Raw genomic sequence first — 15,412 nt, 5'->3', positions numbered from 1 at the left:
TCCCGGTCGCGGCTCGGTTGAATGAATCTTGCCGATAGATGGCACGTTCAAGATGCATCAAAGTCGCGTGCTTAGCTTATTGATTGAAAACCTAATGGCCAAATACCATGTCCTTAAATGACATCCAAAACCCGGCTTCTGTCCTTGCAGCAGTGGTAGAGTTCAAGGACATCGGCCGTGAGGCGTTTCTTCAGAAATACGGCTTTGGTTCTGCCCGTGAGTACTATCTCATGGTCGACGGGCAGCGTTTTGACTCCAAGGCAATTCTCGGCGCGGCACATGGCTACGAATTTCCGGGTCTTGGCCCCCTCCCTGCCGACGAATTCAGCGGCGGCGCGGCAACAGTTGAGCGCAAGTTGCGGCAGCTAGGTTTCACGGTTGAGCGTGGATCCGGTGACGCTGACGATTGGGCTGGAAATCCCGGACAGGAGATGGCGTCGAAATTATTCATTTCAGGCTCGATTTATACTCGGGACGACCTGAAGCGCATCCTTTCCACGCAAGATGCGACGATCAACACCGGCGTTTTCCGTCCTGCGGGTTTTTCATCCGTGCTGCTCTTTGTCACCAAGGACAAAACTCAAGATCGTACCCAATACGCTGATCATCTCGATGGCGAAACGTTGCATTGGCAGGGGCAAAGTAGAGGTAGAACCGATCCAATCATAATTGAGCATCAGCGACGTGGTTTGGAATTACTGGTGTTCTATCGCGAGCAAAAATATGAGCATGACGGCGCGGGCTTTCGGTACGAGGGGTGTTTTAAATATGTATCGCATTCAGGAAAGGAGCCCACTGACTTCACTCTGCGGCGTGTGGCGACTGATCTTGACCTGGCGAGAGCAGAAGTTGAGGTCGCCGGTGACTTCGATCCGTCCAACGTTGAAGACGCTCGCAAAAAAATGATGGCGGCGATTGTCCGGCGGCAAGGTCAGCCGGCTTTTCGGCGTGAACTCTTGCGCGCCTATAGCGGGCGCTGCGCGGTGACAGGTTGCCAGGTCACAGAAGCACTTGAAGCCGCACACATCATGCCGTATCGCGGCCCGCATACAAACCACATCAGCAACGGCCTTTTGCTGCGTGCCGATTTGCACACACTCTTCGATCTTGGACTAATCGCAGTCGATCAACAGTCCATGTCACTCATTGTGGCCCCGGCGCTGCGCACCACGGACTATGAGCAGTGGCATGGCAAAGCGGTTACACTACCGGCCATTCCCTCCGATCACCCAAATGCAGACGCGTTGAGATTACATCGTGAAGCAACCGGTCTATGAGCTACTTGTCGCGGCGACTGGCGAAACCGGTCGCCGACCGGCAATCCGCCAGTCATGGCCCAAAGCTAACTTCGGCGCGTTTGACGTCTTAGGGGACGTCAAGTGACAGCGCGTTTAATCGGGACCGTCAGCGAGGTTTCTGCCGCGATTGACGGCTTCTCCACAGCCTACCATAACGACTTTGCTTTGCTGCGAGACTTTGGTCGGATGTATATCCATAGCCAGTCTACCGCTAACGTTTCCGCGTTGTCAGAGGCCCTTAGAGAGGTTCTCGCTAATTGGGGCGCAGGTCGTCGCAAAGCTCCAGCGCTTCGAAGCGTCGACTCATTTAAGATATCGCTTAATGCACCTGCGCTGCATAGGGACCTCGCGTTGCTTCATGCCCTCCCGCTTTCCAGCCTAACACTAGTTGGCAATCAACCCAGCCTGGCAAACTCATCGACGCCAGCCGTGACTGTTGCGGCTTTCGATGCCTGCCTGTTTCGAACACTTGCAGCTCTGTCAACCGGCCTCTTTAACGGAAACACGAACGTCACTTACCCAATGAAAGCTGCGCTCCTGATTGCAGGAGTGATGCCCGCATTCGATAGCCAAGTGAGGCGAGGTTTGCAACGCGGCGGATTCATAGGGATGAACAAGACTCAGCACCTCTTGCCAAGGAACGCTCTGTACGCGGGCGGTATGAAGGTAGCCCGCCTACCATTTCTTCTCGGGCAGTGTTGGTCAGCCTACGCGGCGCAGTTTGCAGCGGGTCTATCAGGAAGCAATCACAGGGCACTCAGTGTCGAACCCGGGCGCGTGTTTGACGTTCTTTTCTTCATGCAGGGTAACCCTCAACAGCCCATCCTAATCCAGCACCATGGCGCGAATAAGTGGTATGAAATGCCGTAGTCATCGGCGAGGAAGGCATCGAACCCGAGCAATTCAACAACGGTCTGCTACCAGCGCTCAGATTCAAATAACAAAGGTGTGTCGGCGTCACCGTTTACGCCGCTTTAAATAAAGGTTCTCTATGACTATGCAAGTGATGCCAATACCAAAAGACGGATCATGTCCGTCAGGCTATTCCCCTCAAGGGAACATGTGTGTCCCGAACGCAAACGCGAAGCCTGCAATTCCTAAAAATGGTTCTTGCCCTTCTGGCTGGAGCCCTCAAGGCAATTATTGTGTTGCCAACAACACTAATCCGAAGAATGTAATTCCAAAAAATGGTTCTTGCCCTTCTGGCTACAGCCCCCAAGGAAACTATTGCGTACAACATTGAATTGAAGTGAGCGATGTCCATCTTGGTCTCCTTGCGAATGAGTTGGCAGAAGCCCATGAACGCGTTGTTCCGCCCACGAGTCAAGTCATGCCTATAGGCGCGCCTTGCTCAGGAATGTCGTTCAATTCGTAGCTGGTACTGCGACCATCGTTATCTCCGCTTTTTCCAGTTTTCGCGCCATGTTGAAAAGTTGCTGCTCAAGGATTTTGATTTTCTTCTCTTGGGTGTTTTCAACTGCTGTTTTTGTTCGTGTCGGTTCGGGGATAGCTGGAAATTCGTTTTGGATTTTGGTGATTGAGACTAGGGGAGTTGCAGGCCAACGAATGAGTTTGATTCCGGCGACTTCCATAGCGTTGTTTTTTCTTGCATCAGCTTTTGTTCGTTTGGTTTTTGCGTGTGACTTGTCGTCAATTTCGATACCTGCAATGACATCAAAGTCGTTATTGCAAATAACGAAATCAAGGCTTTTCCCGCTGATTGTTAGGTGTGATGGGCCTTCAGCTTCAATGCAACGTGATAGCTCAACCTGTGTAAATACGCGATATCCGGGCAGAGCGTCAATTAGTTGTTGGTACACCTTTTTTTCGTTGTCTGAAAGCAGTTGTCGTTTTTTGTATTCGTACTCAGTTTTTGTAATCGTTGACTTGCCTTTTTTTACCGCCGCAGCGGCGAAAACGGCCAACACGATCATGACAACGATGATTACAGCAATGATTTTTAGCATTAATTGCTCCTGATGAATTTTTTGCAACTTTACCACTTCTAGCCAAAAGGTAAACAGACATGCCTTCTACAGATCGCCTCCGCTTAGCTCACCTTTTTCACAATCAGGTTTTCGAAACGGATCACGAATGCGTACTAACGTCACTCAAGGCGCACGCCATTCCACCTTTTGTCGCACTGAGCGTAGAGTGGTGACGGACGCGGGTTCGATTCCCATTTTGAACCGGACCGACATCCAATTACCATCGCAATGCTATATCCAAATGACATCGTCAGCGCAAGAGCGATTGCCCCTGAATTGCGAAACTCTCAGTATTCCGCTCCGGTTCGTGGCACTCCGAAACCACTGTACTAGCGGCGGAGGACACCGGGTGCAATCCCTCCACCACCAATAACAAAGGTCATCCTTCAGGATGGCCTTTTTTATTGGTATTGATGCTCCGGAGATCGAATCCGTGTCCGGTACGGACGCGGGGCGAAGACAGGGTTTCGGCAAGCATGCTTGCCGCTGTCTGAGCGGTTTTCGCTTGCAAGCGAAAACCCGGGGGGATTCCCGCCGCCTCCAATACAAAAGGTCGCCCACAGGGTGGCCTTTTGTATTGGTACTGATGCCCCGGAGATCGAACCCGTGCCAGCGTCAAGATTGCCGAAGCCTCCTACACCGCCGTGGTAGCCAACTATCGCCAAACGGCACTGGTCGCGATGCAGGAAGTCGAAGACGGGATAGACGGCCTGGCGGTGCTCGGCCGCGCCGGCAAGCAGGCTGAAGCCAGCGTGCATAGCTCGCAGCGCGTGCTGGGGCTTGCCAACGACCCGCTACACCGGCGGTCTCGACACCCATCTGGCTGTGATCACGGCGCAGCAAACACTGTTGACCAACCAGCGCCAGGTAGTCCAGATCAACGGCCAGTTGTTGCTGACGTCGGTCTATCTGGTCAAGGCGCTGGGTGGCGACTGGCAGGCTGACGCGGTGCAAGCCACCAGGTAAGAGTCTGCTCCCGGCACCTCTGCCACCACTATCGCTACCACCACCACGAAGATTTGAAGCAGCGCGGCGGGAATCATGCATGCACCATGAAGTTGCATACGCGCCGCACAATTAGTGTGCAATACGCTATGGCATCAAATTTTTATCAGATATTTCTCTTTAAATACAACAGCTTACAAATCTCACCAAAATGGAATGATTTTTGCTTGTGCACAGCGACGCGAATTTTTTGCACAACTATTGGGAGATTTTTCTTGGACGATCATAAAAACGGTGCCGATGCCTTGTTCATCTTGCTAGGCGCTATCATGATTTTGGCAATGCATGCCGGTTTTGCCTTTTTGGAATTGGGCACGGTGCGCAAGAAAAATCAGGTCAATGCGCTGGTTAAAATCCTGGCCGATTTTGCGGTTTCGACTATCGTTTATTTTTTCGTCGGTTACACCGTTGCTTATGGCGTCGATTTTTTTCGCGGTGCCGAACAACTTGCCGCCAAAAGCGGTTTCGAACTGGTCAAATTTTTCTTTTTACTCACCTTCGCCGCCGCCATTCCAGCCATCATTTCGGGCGGCATTGCCGAACGTGCGAAATTTTACCCGCAGCTGCTAGCCACCGCGGTGTTGGTCGGCCTGGTTTATCCGCTATTCGAAGGCATCGCCTGGAACCATCACTTCGGCTTCCAGGCTTGGCTGCAATCCACCTTCGGCGCCGAGTTTCACGACTTCGCCGGCTCGATCGTGGTGCACGCTATGGGCGGCTGGATTGCACTGCCCGCAGTGCTGCTGCTAGGTGCGCGGCGTGGCCGCTACACCAAGGACGGTGCGGTGGCGGCGCATCCACCATCGAATATCCCGTTCCTCGCACTGGGCGCCTGGATCTTGACGGTCGGCTGGTTCGGATTCAACGTCATGAGCGCGCAAACACTGGACAAGATGAATGGCCTGGTGGCGCTCAACTCACTGATGGCCATGGCAGGCGGCACTTTGGTAGCTCTGCTTCTCGGCAAGAATGATCCGGGTTTTATCTACAACGGTCCACTGGCGGGGCTGGTGGCGATCTGCGCCGGGTCCGATTTGATGCACCCGCTGGGGGCGCTGTTCACCGGTGGCGCTGCCGGCGCCATTTTTGTCTGGATGTTCACGCTGACACAAAACAAATGGAAAATCGACGACGTCCTCGGCGTATGGCCGCTGCATGGTTTATGCGGAGTCTGGGGCGGGCTGGCGGCCGGCATTTTCGGACTCAAGGCGATGGGCGGCCTGGGCGGCGTGTCTTTCATGTCGCAACTGTGCGGCACATTGCTGGGTATAGCCATCGCCAGCGCCGGCGGCTGGATAGTTTACGGCTTGCTGAAAAAATTCATCGGCATCCGGCTCGATGCTGAACAAGAGTTCGAAGGTGCCGATCTTTCGATCCACAAAATATCTTCGACCGCTGAACGCGAAACCAGCTGGTAGATGGAATGATCTCCATCCCCTAAATTTTCAACGCCGTCTGCCGTTATACAAAGAATGGCGAACTGGCCGACAGGATAGTCGGCGCCCGGACGCCTTTCAGGTTTAGCGAGAGAAACAGGAGCACTGCGTCATCCGGATCCAGATGCTTTTTAGGGGGAAATATATGAACAGTCATATCGAGGCGGTCGAGTTCGCTGGCCTGTTACGGCCGGCGTTACGATCGTGAATGGCGCCTACAACCCTTTACTGGTGTTCCTGTCGCTCGCCACGGCATCGCTTGCTTCGTATACGGCGCTGGAACTCGCTGGCCGGATCTCATCCCTGCCAGACGGGAGATCACGACTGCCGTGGCTGATCGGCGGCGCTGTGGTCATGGGGATCGGCATATGGTCAATGCATTTCATCGGCATGCTGGCCTTCTCACTGCCGATTCGGCTTGGTTACGATTTTGGCATCACGGCAATTTCGGTTTTGCTTGCGAGTGCGGCATCCTTCCTTGCCCTGACCACGGTAAACCGCGGACACCTCTCTGCATTACGTATCAGCGTAGGTGGTATCGCGATGGGTCTCGGCATAGCCGGCATGCATTACACCGGTATGGCAGCCATGCAGATGTCGCCGCCGATTCGTTATACGGTGTGGATTGTGGCAGCCTCGATCGCCATTGCCATCGTCGCCTCCATTGCGGCGTTATGGATCGCTTTTACGCTGCGCGCCTCGGAGGAACAGAATATCGTCCTCAAACGGCTAGCCGCAGCCTTGGTTATGGGACTGGCGATCACCGGTATGCACTATACCGGCATGAGTGCCGCAAACTTCGAGACCGGCAGCATCTGTCTGTCGGTCGGCAAACTTGACCCGGACTGGCTGGCGATGATCGTGTCGGTGGCGTCTCTGACCGTATTGATCGGGACGCTGATATTTCTCGGCTGGCACACCAGCAGCCTGGCCAACTCTCTCAGGCGGGCGAACGTCACGTTGCAGCACCTGGGCACGCACGACGCGTTGACCAACCTGCCCAACCGGGTTCTGCTGGCCAATCGCGTCCAGCTCGCGATCGACGCCTTCTCACCTAGCGGCTCGACATTCGCGGTCCTGTTCCTGGACCTTGATGGCTTCAAGACGATCAATGACTCGCTCGGTCACGCCGTCGGCGACGAGCTACTCAAGATGTGCGCGCAACGGTTGCGTGAAAACGTACGCAAGGACGACGTGGTAGCCCGTGTCGGCGGCGATGAGTTTGTGATCGTCCTCAATGGACCGATCGAACCGTCCGCTGCTGAACACATCGCGGCCTGCCTGGTGCGCGTGGTCTGCGAGGAGGCCATCATCCACAACGTGCGGTTGCGGGTAAGCACAAGCATTGGCATCGCCTTGTTTCCACGAGATGGCCGCAGCACAGAGGGCTTACTTCACAGCGCCGATTCTGCGATGTATAACGCCAAGCAGAGCGGGCGCAACATGTATCGCTTTTTCGAGGTAGCCATGCATGGCAATGCGACCCGGACACTGACGCTGCAGCGGGATCTTCAGCAGGCGTTGGAGGACGGCCACCTGAGCGTCGCGTTCCAACCTAAATTCAACATGGTCGAACAGTCGATGACCGGCGCGGAAGCACTGATCCGCTGGATCCACCCCGAGCTTGGCAATATTCCGCCGCTTGAGTTTATTCCGATTGCGGAACGCTCGGGGCAGATCATCCAGATCGGCGAGTGGGTGATCAAAGAAGTGTGCCGATGCATCGCACTGTGGAAAGCGGAAGGACTGGCGCCGATCCAGATCGCCATCAACCTTTCGCCGGTCCAGTTTAACGTACCTGACCTGGTCGAGCGGATCGGGGCCATTGTGCGCGCGGCGCATGTCTCGCCCCAGTACCTCATGTTCGAGATCACCGAAACCGCGGCCATGCAGAATGCCGAGAGGACCACGGAAACCCTGCACAAATTCCGCGCTAGCGGTTTCCAGATGGCGATTGACGATTTCGGCACCGGTCATTCCAGCCTCGCCTACCTGCGGCAGTTCCAGGTTAGCCAGGTGAAGGTAGACCAGTCGTTTACCAAGGAACTGGATTTGCATGAACTTGAAGGGGGCGCATTGATTTCGGCGATCGTTACGCTCTCGCATGCACTGCACATGAACGTTGTCGCCGAGGGTGTCGAGACGGAAGCCCAACTGGTCAAGCTTACCGCTCTCGGTTGCGATCAGGCACAGGGGTTTCTACTGGCGAAACCGCTGCCGGCGGAAGCGTTTCAGCAATTCCAGCGTGCGCTCGACCGTGCCTTGGCGGAAAGTGAGTTGTTCGCGGCGTCTGCCGGGAGGTCGATTGAGATCCCGATCCCGAATTAACAATTCACAATTAACAACTAATAATCAACAGCCAATAATCAACGCCGGTTTCGACTCAGTTCCAGAAAGGTAATCAAGCGTTGCAAACTCGCCTCCTTGGCTTTCGGCAAACTCAAAAAACGGCAACCGAAGTGATAAATCGGATTGTTGAAAGTCTGGCTGTTGTGAACGAAGGTAATTCTCAGCTCTGATTGCATCACGCCGAGATCACGATAATCAAAGGTCGCATCGGTCAAGGTCATCCCGATTGCCAGATCACCTGTGCTGGCATCGGTGGAGCGTAACCGGATACCCGTCAGAGACAGATCGACAATGTCGAAACTTATGCGTCTCTTGTCAGGCAAGGTGGCGGTGCAGATGTACGGATTAGCGATGGGGGTTTCGACACGAAAATTTTCACGTCGCTGTATGCGATACAGATTTTTGGGAAGCTGTGATTTGAACGCTGGCAAATCTTCATGCAGATGCGGCTGTGGCCGGCCGCAAACGAATTGGATGTGCACACCCGATTGCATGCCCGAAAACAAATTTTCTTCCGCGTCCTGCAAACGCTGGTTTTCTGCTTCGCTAGCGCCGTAATCGTAAACGAAGGTTCCAGCGCGTTCGTCTACCGCCAGGATACGTGTGACGATACGTTCGCCATGTCTCCCAAACGTGACATTCAGGAACTCCATTTGGCGCACGAACTTGCGCAGCACGTTCGCGATCTCCTTCGGATACGAGATCCGAAAATCCTCAAGCGCAGCCAACGATGCTGTCAGCGTTGAAGGCCGGTACGTCTCCACCCCTGCTTCTAACTCTGTTTCTGATAACAGATTGGTTGTTGTCATTTTATTTCCAATATCTATCAAAATCGCATCCCGGCATAAGGATGCCGTAGATTGTGAGAATTGTTGGAAATATTTGCAAATTTAGAGGAACTTTTTTAGAAGAGATGCCATCCAGCAATTCTTGCAACCGGTGCGGGCATAGGATGACTGCCACTAGCCCATCCGCCGGGCACGGCGCGGGCTGCTTACTTGGTCTTGTCACGCACGAGTCGCAGAATTCAAAAATTTATTCAGCTGTTTCAGCATGCAATAGCTGCAAATCCTGCGCATCGAATGTGCGCGACCGGCCTTCGACCTTCGCGCTGTATAGCGCCACGTCGGCACGCCGCAACATAGCTTCGAGCGTATCGTCGTCGGACCTGCGTATGGCGATGCCGGCGCTGTAGCTCAGCTCATGGCCGAGTTCGCGCACCGTCGCCTCAGCCAGGTAGGCACGCATGCGCTGGTCGAATGTCTTTGCGGCTGAGTGATTGGCATAATTCAACAGTACGACGAACTCTTCCCCGCCGTACCGGCCGACGATATCGCCGATGCGTACTGCCGCCTGGAGCGCCCTGGCGAAAAACTGCAGTGCGCGATCACCGGCCTCGTGCCCGCGGCTGTCGTTGATCTGTTTAAAATGGTCGAGGTCCAGCATCAGCACGGCAAGCGGCTGGTCGTATCGCACGCTGTTTTCCAGTTCGACGTTGGATTGCACCAGCCATGCGCGCCGGTTGAGCACGCCCGTCAAGCCATCAACTGTCGCCAAACGCTCAAGCGCACGCGCTGCCTCGTCGCGATGCGCCAGCAGGATCCCTGTCAGGGACAGCACGGCAGTGGCGTTGGCGACCAGAGCGAACGCAATATTCACCGGGTGCGGAGTGAGGAACGCCGGAAACTGCTCGGTAAAAAAGGTGCCCAGCACGCCGCGCCAGGCGGTCACCACCATTTGTGCAAGCAGGGCGACAACCAGCAACCAGCGCCATCTGCCCACAGGCACCAGCGGCGCGCGCCAAAGCGTCATCGCCACCAAAGCCATCTGGAGCGCTAGCAGGCCATTGGCCCAGCCCACCCGAAACGCATAACTTGAGAAGCCAATCCCATAACCCAGGGTCAGCACGATGGCAATGATCGTCGGCGCACGGGCATGTCCCTTGCGACCGCACCACAGGTCGAATGCTGTAGCGTTGAGCGCCAGGCCGCCGGCGATGCCAGCCATCGACAGCGTAGACAATGAGCGGTCAGTCCATGAACCGGCCTCGACCAGTCCGGAGAGCAGCAACAGGACCCAACCTGTCGCCTGTAGAAAGATGCCGAGCTGCGCCCGGCGCGCCGCCGCGTTGACCTTGCCCATCACGGCAGGCAATGCGATCGCCATCGTCAGCATGCTGACGGTGAGGGCGAAAAGCAGAGAGGCGATGTCGGTGGGCATGGTGGCGTGGCAAGGTGCGGCAAGGACCGCTTCCGTTTCACGAAGTTTAACGAAACGGGCTGTGGCGTCAAGGCCGATTAGGCTACCGTAACCTTTACGTGCCACCTCAGTATTCACAAGAAAGAAACACTGAAGCAACAGCACGACACAATTCCCGATTATTCCGTATACAAACTTTCCGCACAGACATAGAATCCTTTGCCTGGCGAGCGCTGCCATTGCGTCGCTAGTCGCTGAAAATAGATATGGGTTCGTTCAATTAATTCTGGGAGTCTTCTTGTGAAGCGTTACGCCGGTGTGTTTGCATGCATTCTTGTCTATTCCGTTGCCTTGGCTGGCACCCTGCTTCCTGCCAGGGAAAGCCGCGCCGATGCACTGGAAGATGTGCAAAACCGGCGCGCGATTCGCGTCGCCGTGCCGAAGGATACGCCGCCATTCGGCTCAACCAATCAATACAAGGCGCTGGAAGGATTTGATGTGTCGATCGCCAGGATGATATCGCTGGAACTGGGGGTCAAGCTGGATATGGTGCCCCTGGACAGCGGCGAGCGTATCCCTGCGCTGTTGAACCGGCATGTCGACCTGGTCATTTCCAGCTTGGGTAAAAATGCGGAACGCCAGAAGCAGATTGATTTTTCACAAGCTTATGCACCGTTTTATCTGGGCGTGTTCGGCGCACCGAATGTCAGTGTCAGGAATGCTGCTGAATTGGCTGGCAAGAGCATCGCCGTACTCAAAGGCTCGATCGAAGACGGCGAATTGAGCAAGGTTGCGCCAGCCTCGACCAATATCAAACGCTTCGCCACCGAACCGGAGGCCGTCAAATCCTATTTGCAGGGTGAATCCACATTGCTGGCTGCGGGTAATGTCCTGATCTCCGCCTTTAGCAAAGAGCAGGTAGAAGCAAGCCAGCTGAAAATCGTGCTGAAGGACTCGCCCTGCTTTATCGGCGTGAATAAAAACGAACCTGCGTTGCTCGCTAAGATCAACGCCATGCTGAGCCGCATCAAGCAAAACGGCATGCTCAATGTCAATGCCCAGCGCTGGTTCAAGGCGCCATTGCCCGACAGCGTATTGCATAGCGCTATCGAGTAAGACCGCCGGGCCGGGTTGCATAGGATTTGAAAAGGGACTCCACAATCGGAGTCCCTTTTTCTTTTGCAGGTTTTGTGGGATAAGCTTGCATATCAAGCACATCAAGCTCGTGTGCAGTTGGCGTCACGACGACTGCCACAACCCTTTACCGATACTTACAAAGCCAGGCAATGAATCAATCTGAGATTCCATCGACAGAACGCGCTGAAACCTTGCCGTCTCCGGTCAGCTTTCACGAAGCATTCATGTTTTGGCTGAAGCTGGGCTTTATCAGTTTCGGTGGACCTGCCGGACAAATTTCCATCATGCACCAGGAACTGGTAGAGAATCGACGCTGGATTTCGGAGCGGCGGTTTCTCCACGCGCTCAACTACTGCATGGTTCTGCCCGGCCCGGAAGCGCAGCAGCTTGCCACTTACATAGGCTGGCTGATGCACCGTTCACGGGGCGGCATCGCGGCCGGCGTCTTATTCGTGTTGCCCTCGCTGCTGATTCTGATTGCCTTGTCCTGGATGTATATCGCGTTTGGCAATTTGCCTCTGGTCGCGGGCCTGTTCTATGGCATCAAACCGGCGGTGACCGCCATCGTGCTGCAAGCGGCACACCGGATCGGCTCGCGCGCGCTCAAGAACAATACGTTATGGGCGATTGCCGCCGCATCGTTCGTCGCCATCTTCGCTTTGGACCTGCCGTTCCCCGCCATCATCGCCGCGGCTGCCCTGATCGGCTACATCGGCGGCCGCATCGCGCCCGACCGCTTCAAGACGGGAGGCGCGCACGGCAACGCAGACCAATCGTTTGGACCGGCGCTGATCGACGACGACACGCCGACACCGGAACATGCGCAATTCCGCTGGCGCAGCCTGGTGCGCATAATCGCCATCGGTTTGCTGTTGTGGCTGATCCCGATGGGCTTGCTGACAGCGTTCCAAGGCTGGCATGCTACCTTGACACAGATGGGTTGGTTCTTCACCAAGGCCGCCATGCTGACTTTCGGCGGCGCTTATGCGGTGCTGCCATATGTATATCAAGGCGCTATCGAACACTACGGCTGGCTGACACCGACGCAAATGATCGATGGCCTGGCGCTTGGCGAGACCACCCCCGGACCGCTGATCATGGTGGTGGCCTTTGTCGGCTTTGTGGGTGGTTACGTGAAAGCCATATTCGGGCCGGACAGTCTGTTTCTTGCCGGCGCCACTGCGGCTGCGCTGGTGACCTGGTTCACCTTCTTGCCATCGTTCCTGTTTATCCTGGCTGGCGGCCCTTTGATCGAAGCTACCCACCATGACCTGAAATTCACAGCTCCGCTCACTGCGATTACTGCCGCCGTGGTGGGCGTGATTTTGAATCTGGCGGTGTTCTTCGGTTATCACGTGCTCTGGCCGCAAGGCTTGGGCGGCACATTTGACTGGATATCCGCATTGATCGCATTAGCCGCCGCTATCGCACTGTTCCGTTTCAAGCGGAATGTGATTCACGTAATTGCGGTGTGTGCGATCATCGGCTTGATCCTGAAGATGTGGGTACTGTGAAGCTATAAGATGAGTGCAGATGTGATAAATTCGGCCCACGATATTGACTATAAGCAGGAGAAAACATTATGCCAAGCGCCCGCCTGAATGGCGAAATCATTACCGACTGGGATAGCTTTCATACCGAATGCGCGGAGGTATTCGGTTTTCCCGAGTTCTATGGACGCAACATGAACGCCTGGATCGATTGTCTCAGCTATTTGCGCGATGAAGACGGCATGAGCAAGTTCCGGCTGCAGGAAAACGAGGTGCTGGAGATTGAGGTATTGCACAGCGAAAAACTGCGCCAGCAAGCCGCTGAAATCATCGAAGAATTGGAATTTTGCGTCACCGCGATCAATGAACGTTACGAGGATTATGGCGAAAAGCCGGCGCTGAAATTGACACTGCGCTGACACTACGGTGAAGTAAGGCTAGCGTGCCGGTCGGAGGTAATAAATGTCCCATTCCTCTTCTGCGAGAAATTCAAAACCGTTGCGCTGGTAGAAACGATTGGAATCACTTCCCCTCAGGGCACCTACGCGCAGCGGCATCGACTGGTCATCCGCTTCCTTGCATATTCGCGCGAGCACCGCTGCCCCAATCCCCTGCCCTTGATTACCGGGACGGATATAGAGGTGATCCAGCAACAGTTGGTCCTGAGCTGGTTTGACTGCAACAAAACCGACTTTCAGTCCGTTCAATATCACGTGCCGCGTATGTGACGCTGAAAAATTGGCGCGGAACCGTTCTCTCGCCCGAACCGGATCAAAACGGCCGACGCGTTCAAGGCTCTCGCGCATGGCGGCTATGCGCAATGCAACCAACTCTTCGAAATCAGATTCAACTGCCTGGACCAGCGTGACGAGTGGTCGGTTCGATGCGGACATGTGCGCCTTCAGAATGTTCGTTTGATTGATCGGACAATTTTATCTGAATCCCTGAACTCTGAATCGCCTCTCCCCTGATCGCTGGCGCGCCGATGCTCGCTGGAGTACGCTATACACATCGCCATGTACCGCCTATGGCTGTTCACAGGTTGCCACTATGGAAAAGACCGCGTTTGTATTTGCTGGTGGTGGAAGTCTCGGTGCAATTGAAGCCGGCATGTTGCGAGAATTGATCGCGTCAGGTGTGCGCCCCGATTTCCTGGTCGGCGCCTCTGCAGGTGCTATCAATAGTGTGTTTTTTGCCTATCAGCCGCATACCGCTGGCGCAATGCGCCTGGAATTCCTGTGGCGCGGCATTCGTCGCCAGCAAATATTGCCCTGGTCATTTCTTTCGGTTCTTGGTGCTGCACGCCGCACGCATCTGGTCAATCCGGCTAGGCTGCGCAGCCTTCTTTATGAACATTACGGCAACCGCACATTAGAAGATGCCGATCTTCCGGTTCATGTGGTCGCCACCGAGATGAAGACCGGCAATGAAATTGTTATTTCCTCCGGCTCGGCTGTCGATGCGGTGCTGGCAAGCACGGCTATTCCGGGTGTCTTTCCGCCGGTCCCTCTAAACGGAAACATGCTGATTGACGGCGGTGTAGCCAACAACACACCTATTTCCAGTGCGATACGGCTTGGGGCAACACGCGTCATCGTACTCGCTACCGGTTTCACCTGCGCCGAGCGACGACAACCGAAAGGCGCGCTTGAGCACGCCATGAGTGCGCTCAATCTGCTGGTAGCACGGCAATTGATATCTGATCTGGAACGTTGGGCATCGCATGCTGCGATAGCTGTGGTTGCTCCGCTATGTCCGCTGGACGTCTCGCCGTACGATTATAGCCAGTGCGGTTTGCTGATAGACCGCGCGGCAGCGGAAACCCGTCGCTGGCTGGCGGCCGGCGGGCTGGATAGTCGCGACATCCCAGGAGGACTCAGGCCCCATTCGCACTGACCGGGATTAGTCAGAGACTGGCGATATAGTGGCCAGTAATATCAAGATCTTAGCTGACTGGCTTTTTTATGTCCGTAAAAATCGCGTATGAACTTCGTAGGGTGGGCACAGATGCCCACGCGGAATTCACTTGGTGCGGATGTGTATTTCGGTATCGCGTGAGTTTGCGCTCCGGTTATTGCGGTCACGCGTGGGCAGAATGCCCACCCTACTTTCTTTCTATTGTTGAGGTGTTTCGCAGTTTTTTGCAAACCGCTTCCCCAAAGCAAAAACCCTCTGAACGTTTGTTCAGAGGGTTTTTTAATAAAAGCCTGACGATGACCTACTTTCACACTGGTTGCAGCACTATCATCGGCGCAAAGTCGTTTCACGGTCCTGTTCGGGATGGGAAGGGGTGGTACCAACTCGCTATGGTCATCAGGCATAACTTGTAACCGCTGTTCGTTCTCCAGGTGGAGCAACGCACAACGCAATCTAGAAGAAGTAGTTTTTTAACCCGACCTCACCAGGGTGGGTGAGGTCGGTTGGGTATGAATGTCCAAACGGTGTGTTGAGCACCTTGGCAAACAAATAAGCTCATCATATAACCTGCTAAGGTTATAGGGACAAGCCTC

General features: G+C 54.9%; 12 protein-coding genes and 1 rRNA gene. 8 read left to right on the top strand and 5 right to left on the bottom strand.

The genetic code is table 11. From position 1 onward, the window contains the following. The first annotated feature begins 107 nt into the window (after positions 1 to 107). Positions 108 to 1,277 (top strand): HNH endonuclease, encoded by a 1,170-nt coding sequence (locus BM029_RS26095; RefSeq protein ID WP_211482467.1) that lies wholly within the window; start codon positions 108 to 110, stop codon positions 1,275 to 1,277. A gap of 1,385 nt (positions 1,278 to 2,662) precedes the next feature. On the opposite strand, the gene BM029_RS10940 is transcribed toward BM029_RS26095, so the two are convergent. Further along, positions 2,663 to 3,265, bottom strand: a complete 603-nt coding sequence (locus tag BM029_RS10940) for a DUF2726 domain-containing protein (protein WP_092435911.1) — start codon at positions 3,263 to 3,265, stop codon at positions 2,663 to 2,665. An 801-nt stretch (positions 3,266 to 4,066) separates the two neighbouring features. Between BM029_RS10940 and BM029_RS26585 the strand changes: the two genes are divergently transcribed. From BM029_RS26585 to BM029_RS10920, 3 genes are all read left to right on the top strand, one after another. Next, positions 4,067 to 4,252 carry a hypothetical protein gene (locus BM029_RS26585; protein WP_092435907.1) on the top strand — a complete coding sequence of 62 codons (186 nt, stop codon included), beginning with the start codon at positions 4,067 to 4,069 and terminating at the stop codon, positions 4,250 to 4,252. A gap of 254 nt (positions 4,253 to 4,506) precedes the next feature. Beyond that, on the top strand, positions 4,507 to 5,709 hold the full coding sequence (locus BM029_RS10925) for an ammonium transporter (protein WP_092435905.1): 1,203 nt from the start codon (positions 4,507 to 4,509) through the stop codon (positions 5,707 to 5,709). Between the two features lie 222 nt (positions 5,710 to 5,931). Continuing rightward, complete coding sequence (locus BM029_RS10920; RefSeq protein WP_092435903.1) at positions 5,932 to 8,055, top strand: putative bifunctional diguanylate cyclase/phosphodiesterase; 2,124 nt, start codon at positions 5,932 to 5,934, stop codon at positions 8,053 to 8,055. Positions 8,056 to 8,093: 38 nt separating this feature from the next. Here BM029_RS10920 and BM029_RS10915 read toward each other — a convergent pair whose 3' ends face one another. Both BM029_RS10915 and BM029_RS10910 read right to left on the bottom strand, forming a co-directional pair. After that, a complete protein-coding gene (locus BM029_RS10915) occupies positions 8,094 to 8,885 on the bottom strand; it encodes a flagellar brake protein (protein WP_092435901.1) in 792 nt (263 codons plus the stop codon). Between the two features lie 226 nt (positions 8,886 to 9,111). Continuing rightward, complete coding sequence (locus tag BM029_RS10910; RefSeq protein ID WP_244545005.1) at positions 9,112 to 10,401, bottom strand: GGDEF domain-containing protein; 1,290 nt, start codon at positions 10,399 to 10,401, stop codon at positions 9,112 to 9,114. A 174-nt stretch (positions 10,402 to 10,575) separates the two neighbouring features. Between BM029_RS10910 and BM029_RS10905 the strand changes: the two genes are divergently transcribed. The 3 genes from BM029_RS10905 (at position 10,576) to BM029_RS10895 (ending at position 13,321) form a co-directional block, all read left to right on the top strand. After that, positions 10,576 to 11,391, top strand: coding sequence for a transporter substrate-binding domain-containing protein (locus BM029_RS10905; protein WP_092435897.1), 816 nt, complete (start codon positions 10,576 to 10,578; stop codon positions 11,389 to 11,391). A 170-nt stretch (positions 11,392 to 11,561) separates the two neighbouring features. Next, entirely contained in the window at positions 11,562 to 12,926 is a 1,365-nt protein-coding gene (gene chrA / locus BM029_RS10900; RefSeq protein WP_092435895.1) for a chromate efflux transporter, read from the top strand. 68 nt (positions 12,927 to 12,994) lie between these two features. Then, positions 12,995 to 13,321: a barstar family protein gene (locus BM029_RS10895; RefSeq protein ID WP_092435893.1), complete on the top strand. Its 327-nt coding sequence runs from the start codon at positions 12,995 to 12,997 to the stop codon at positions 13,319 to 13,321. A gap of 18 nt (positions 13,322 to 13,339) precedes the next feature. On the opposite strand, the gene BM029_RS10890 is transcribed toward BM029_RS10895, so the two are convergent. Then, on the bottom strand, positions 13,340 to 13,795 hold the full coding sequence (locus tag BM029_RS10890) for a GNAT family N-acetyltransferase (RefSeq protein WP_092435891.1): 456 nt from the start codon (positions 13,793 to 13,795) through the stop codon (positions 13,340 to 13,342). Between the two features lie 157 nt (positions 13,796 to 13,952). Here BM029_RS10890 and BM029_RS10885 point away from each other — a divergent pair, with 157 nt between their 5' ends. After that, the gene (locus BM029_RS10885; RefSeq protein WP_092435889.1) at positions 13,953 to 14,798 is read left to right on the top strand and encodes a patatin-like phospholipase family protein; all 846 of its coding nucleotides are present in this window, start codon (positions 13,953 to 13,955) and stop codon (positions 14,796 to 14,798) included. A 309-nt stretch (positions 14,799 to 15,107) separates the two neighbouring features. On the opposite strand, the gene rrf is transcribed toward BM029_RS10885, so the two are convergent. Next, positions 15,108 to 15,220 (bottom strand): 5S ribosomal RNA (gene rrf / locus BM029_RS10880). Positions 15,221 to 15,412: the final 192 nt, after the last annotated feature.

Source organism: Collimonas sp. OK607 (genome assembly GCF_900111995.1).
Lineage (GTDB): Bacteria > Pseudomonadota > Gammaproteobacteria > Burkholderiales > Burkholderiaceae_D > Collimonas.
The sequence above is the reverse complement of the archived record's forward strand: the minus strand, read 5'-3'. Positions and strand labels throughout refer to the sequence as shown.

Bases quoted from the DNA above. Each gene is read 5' to 3' on its own strand.
- BM029_RS26095 (WP_211482467.1), top strand. From the start codon at position 108: ATGTCCTTAAATGACATCCAAAACCCGGCTTCTGTCCTTGCAGCAGTG.
- BM029_RS10940 (WP_092435911.1), bottom strand. From the start codon at position 3,265: ATGCTAAAAATCATTGCTGTAATCATCGTTGTCATGATCGTGTTGGCC.
- BM029_RS10915 (WP_092435901.1), bottom strand. From the start codon at position 8,885: ATGACAACAACCAATCTGTTATCAGAAACAGAGTTAGAAGCAGGGGTG.
- chrA (WP_092435895.1), top strand. From the start codon at position 11,562: ATGAATCAATCTGAGATTCCATCGACAGAACGCGCTGAAACCTTGCCG.
- BM029_RS10895 (WP_092435893.1), top strand. From the start codon at position 12,995: ATGCCAAGCGCCCGCCTGAATGGCGAAATCATTACCGACTGGGATAGC.
- BM029_RS10890 (WP_092435891.1), bottom strand. From the start codon at position 13,795: ATGTCCGCATCGAACCGACCACTCGTCACGCTGGTCCAGGCAGTTGAA.
- BM029_RS10885 (WP_092435889.1), top strand. From the start codon at position 13,953: ATGGAAAAGACCGCGTTTGTATTTGCTGGTGGTGGAAGTCTCGGTGCA.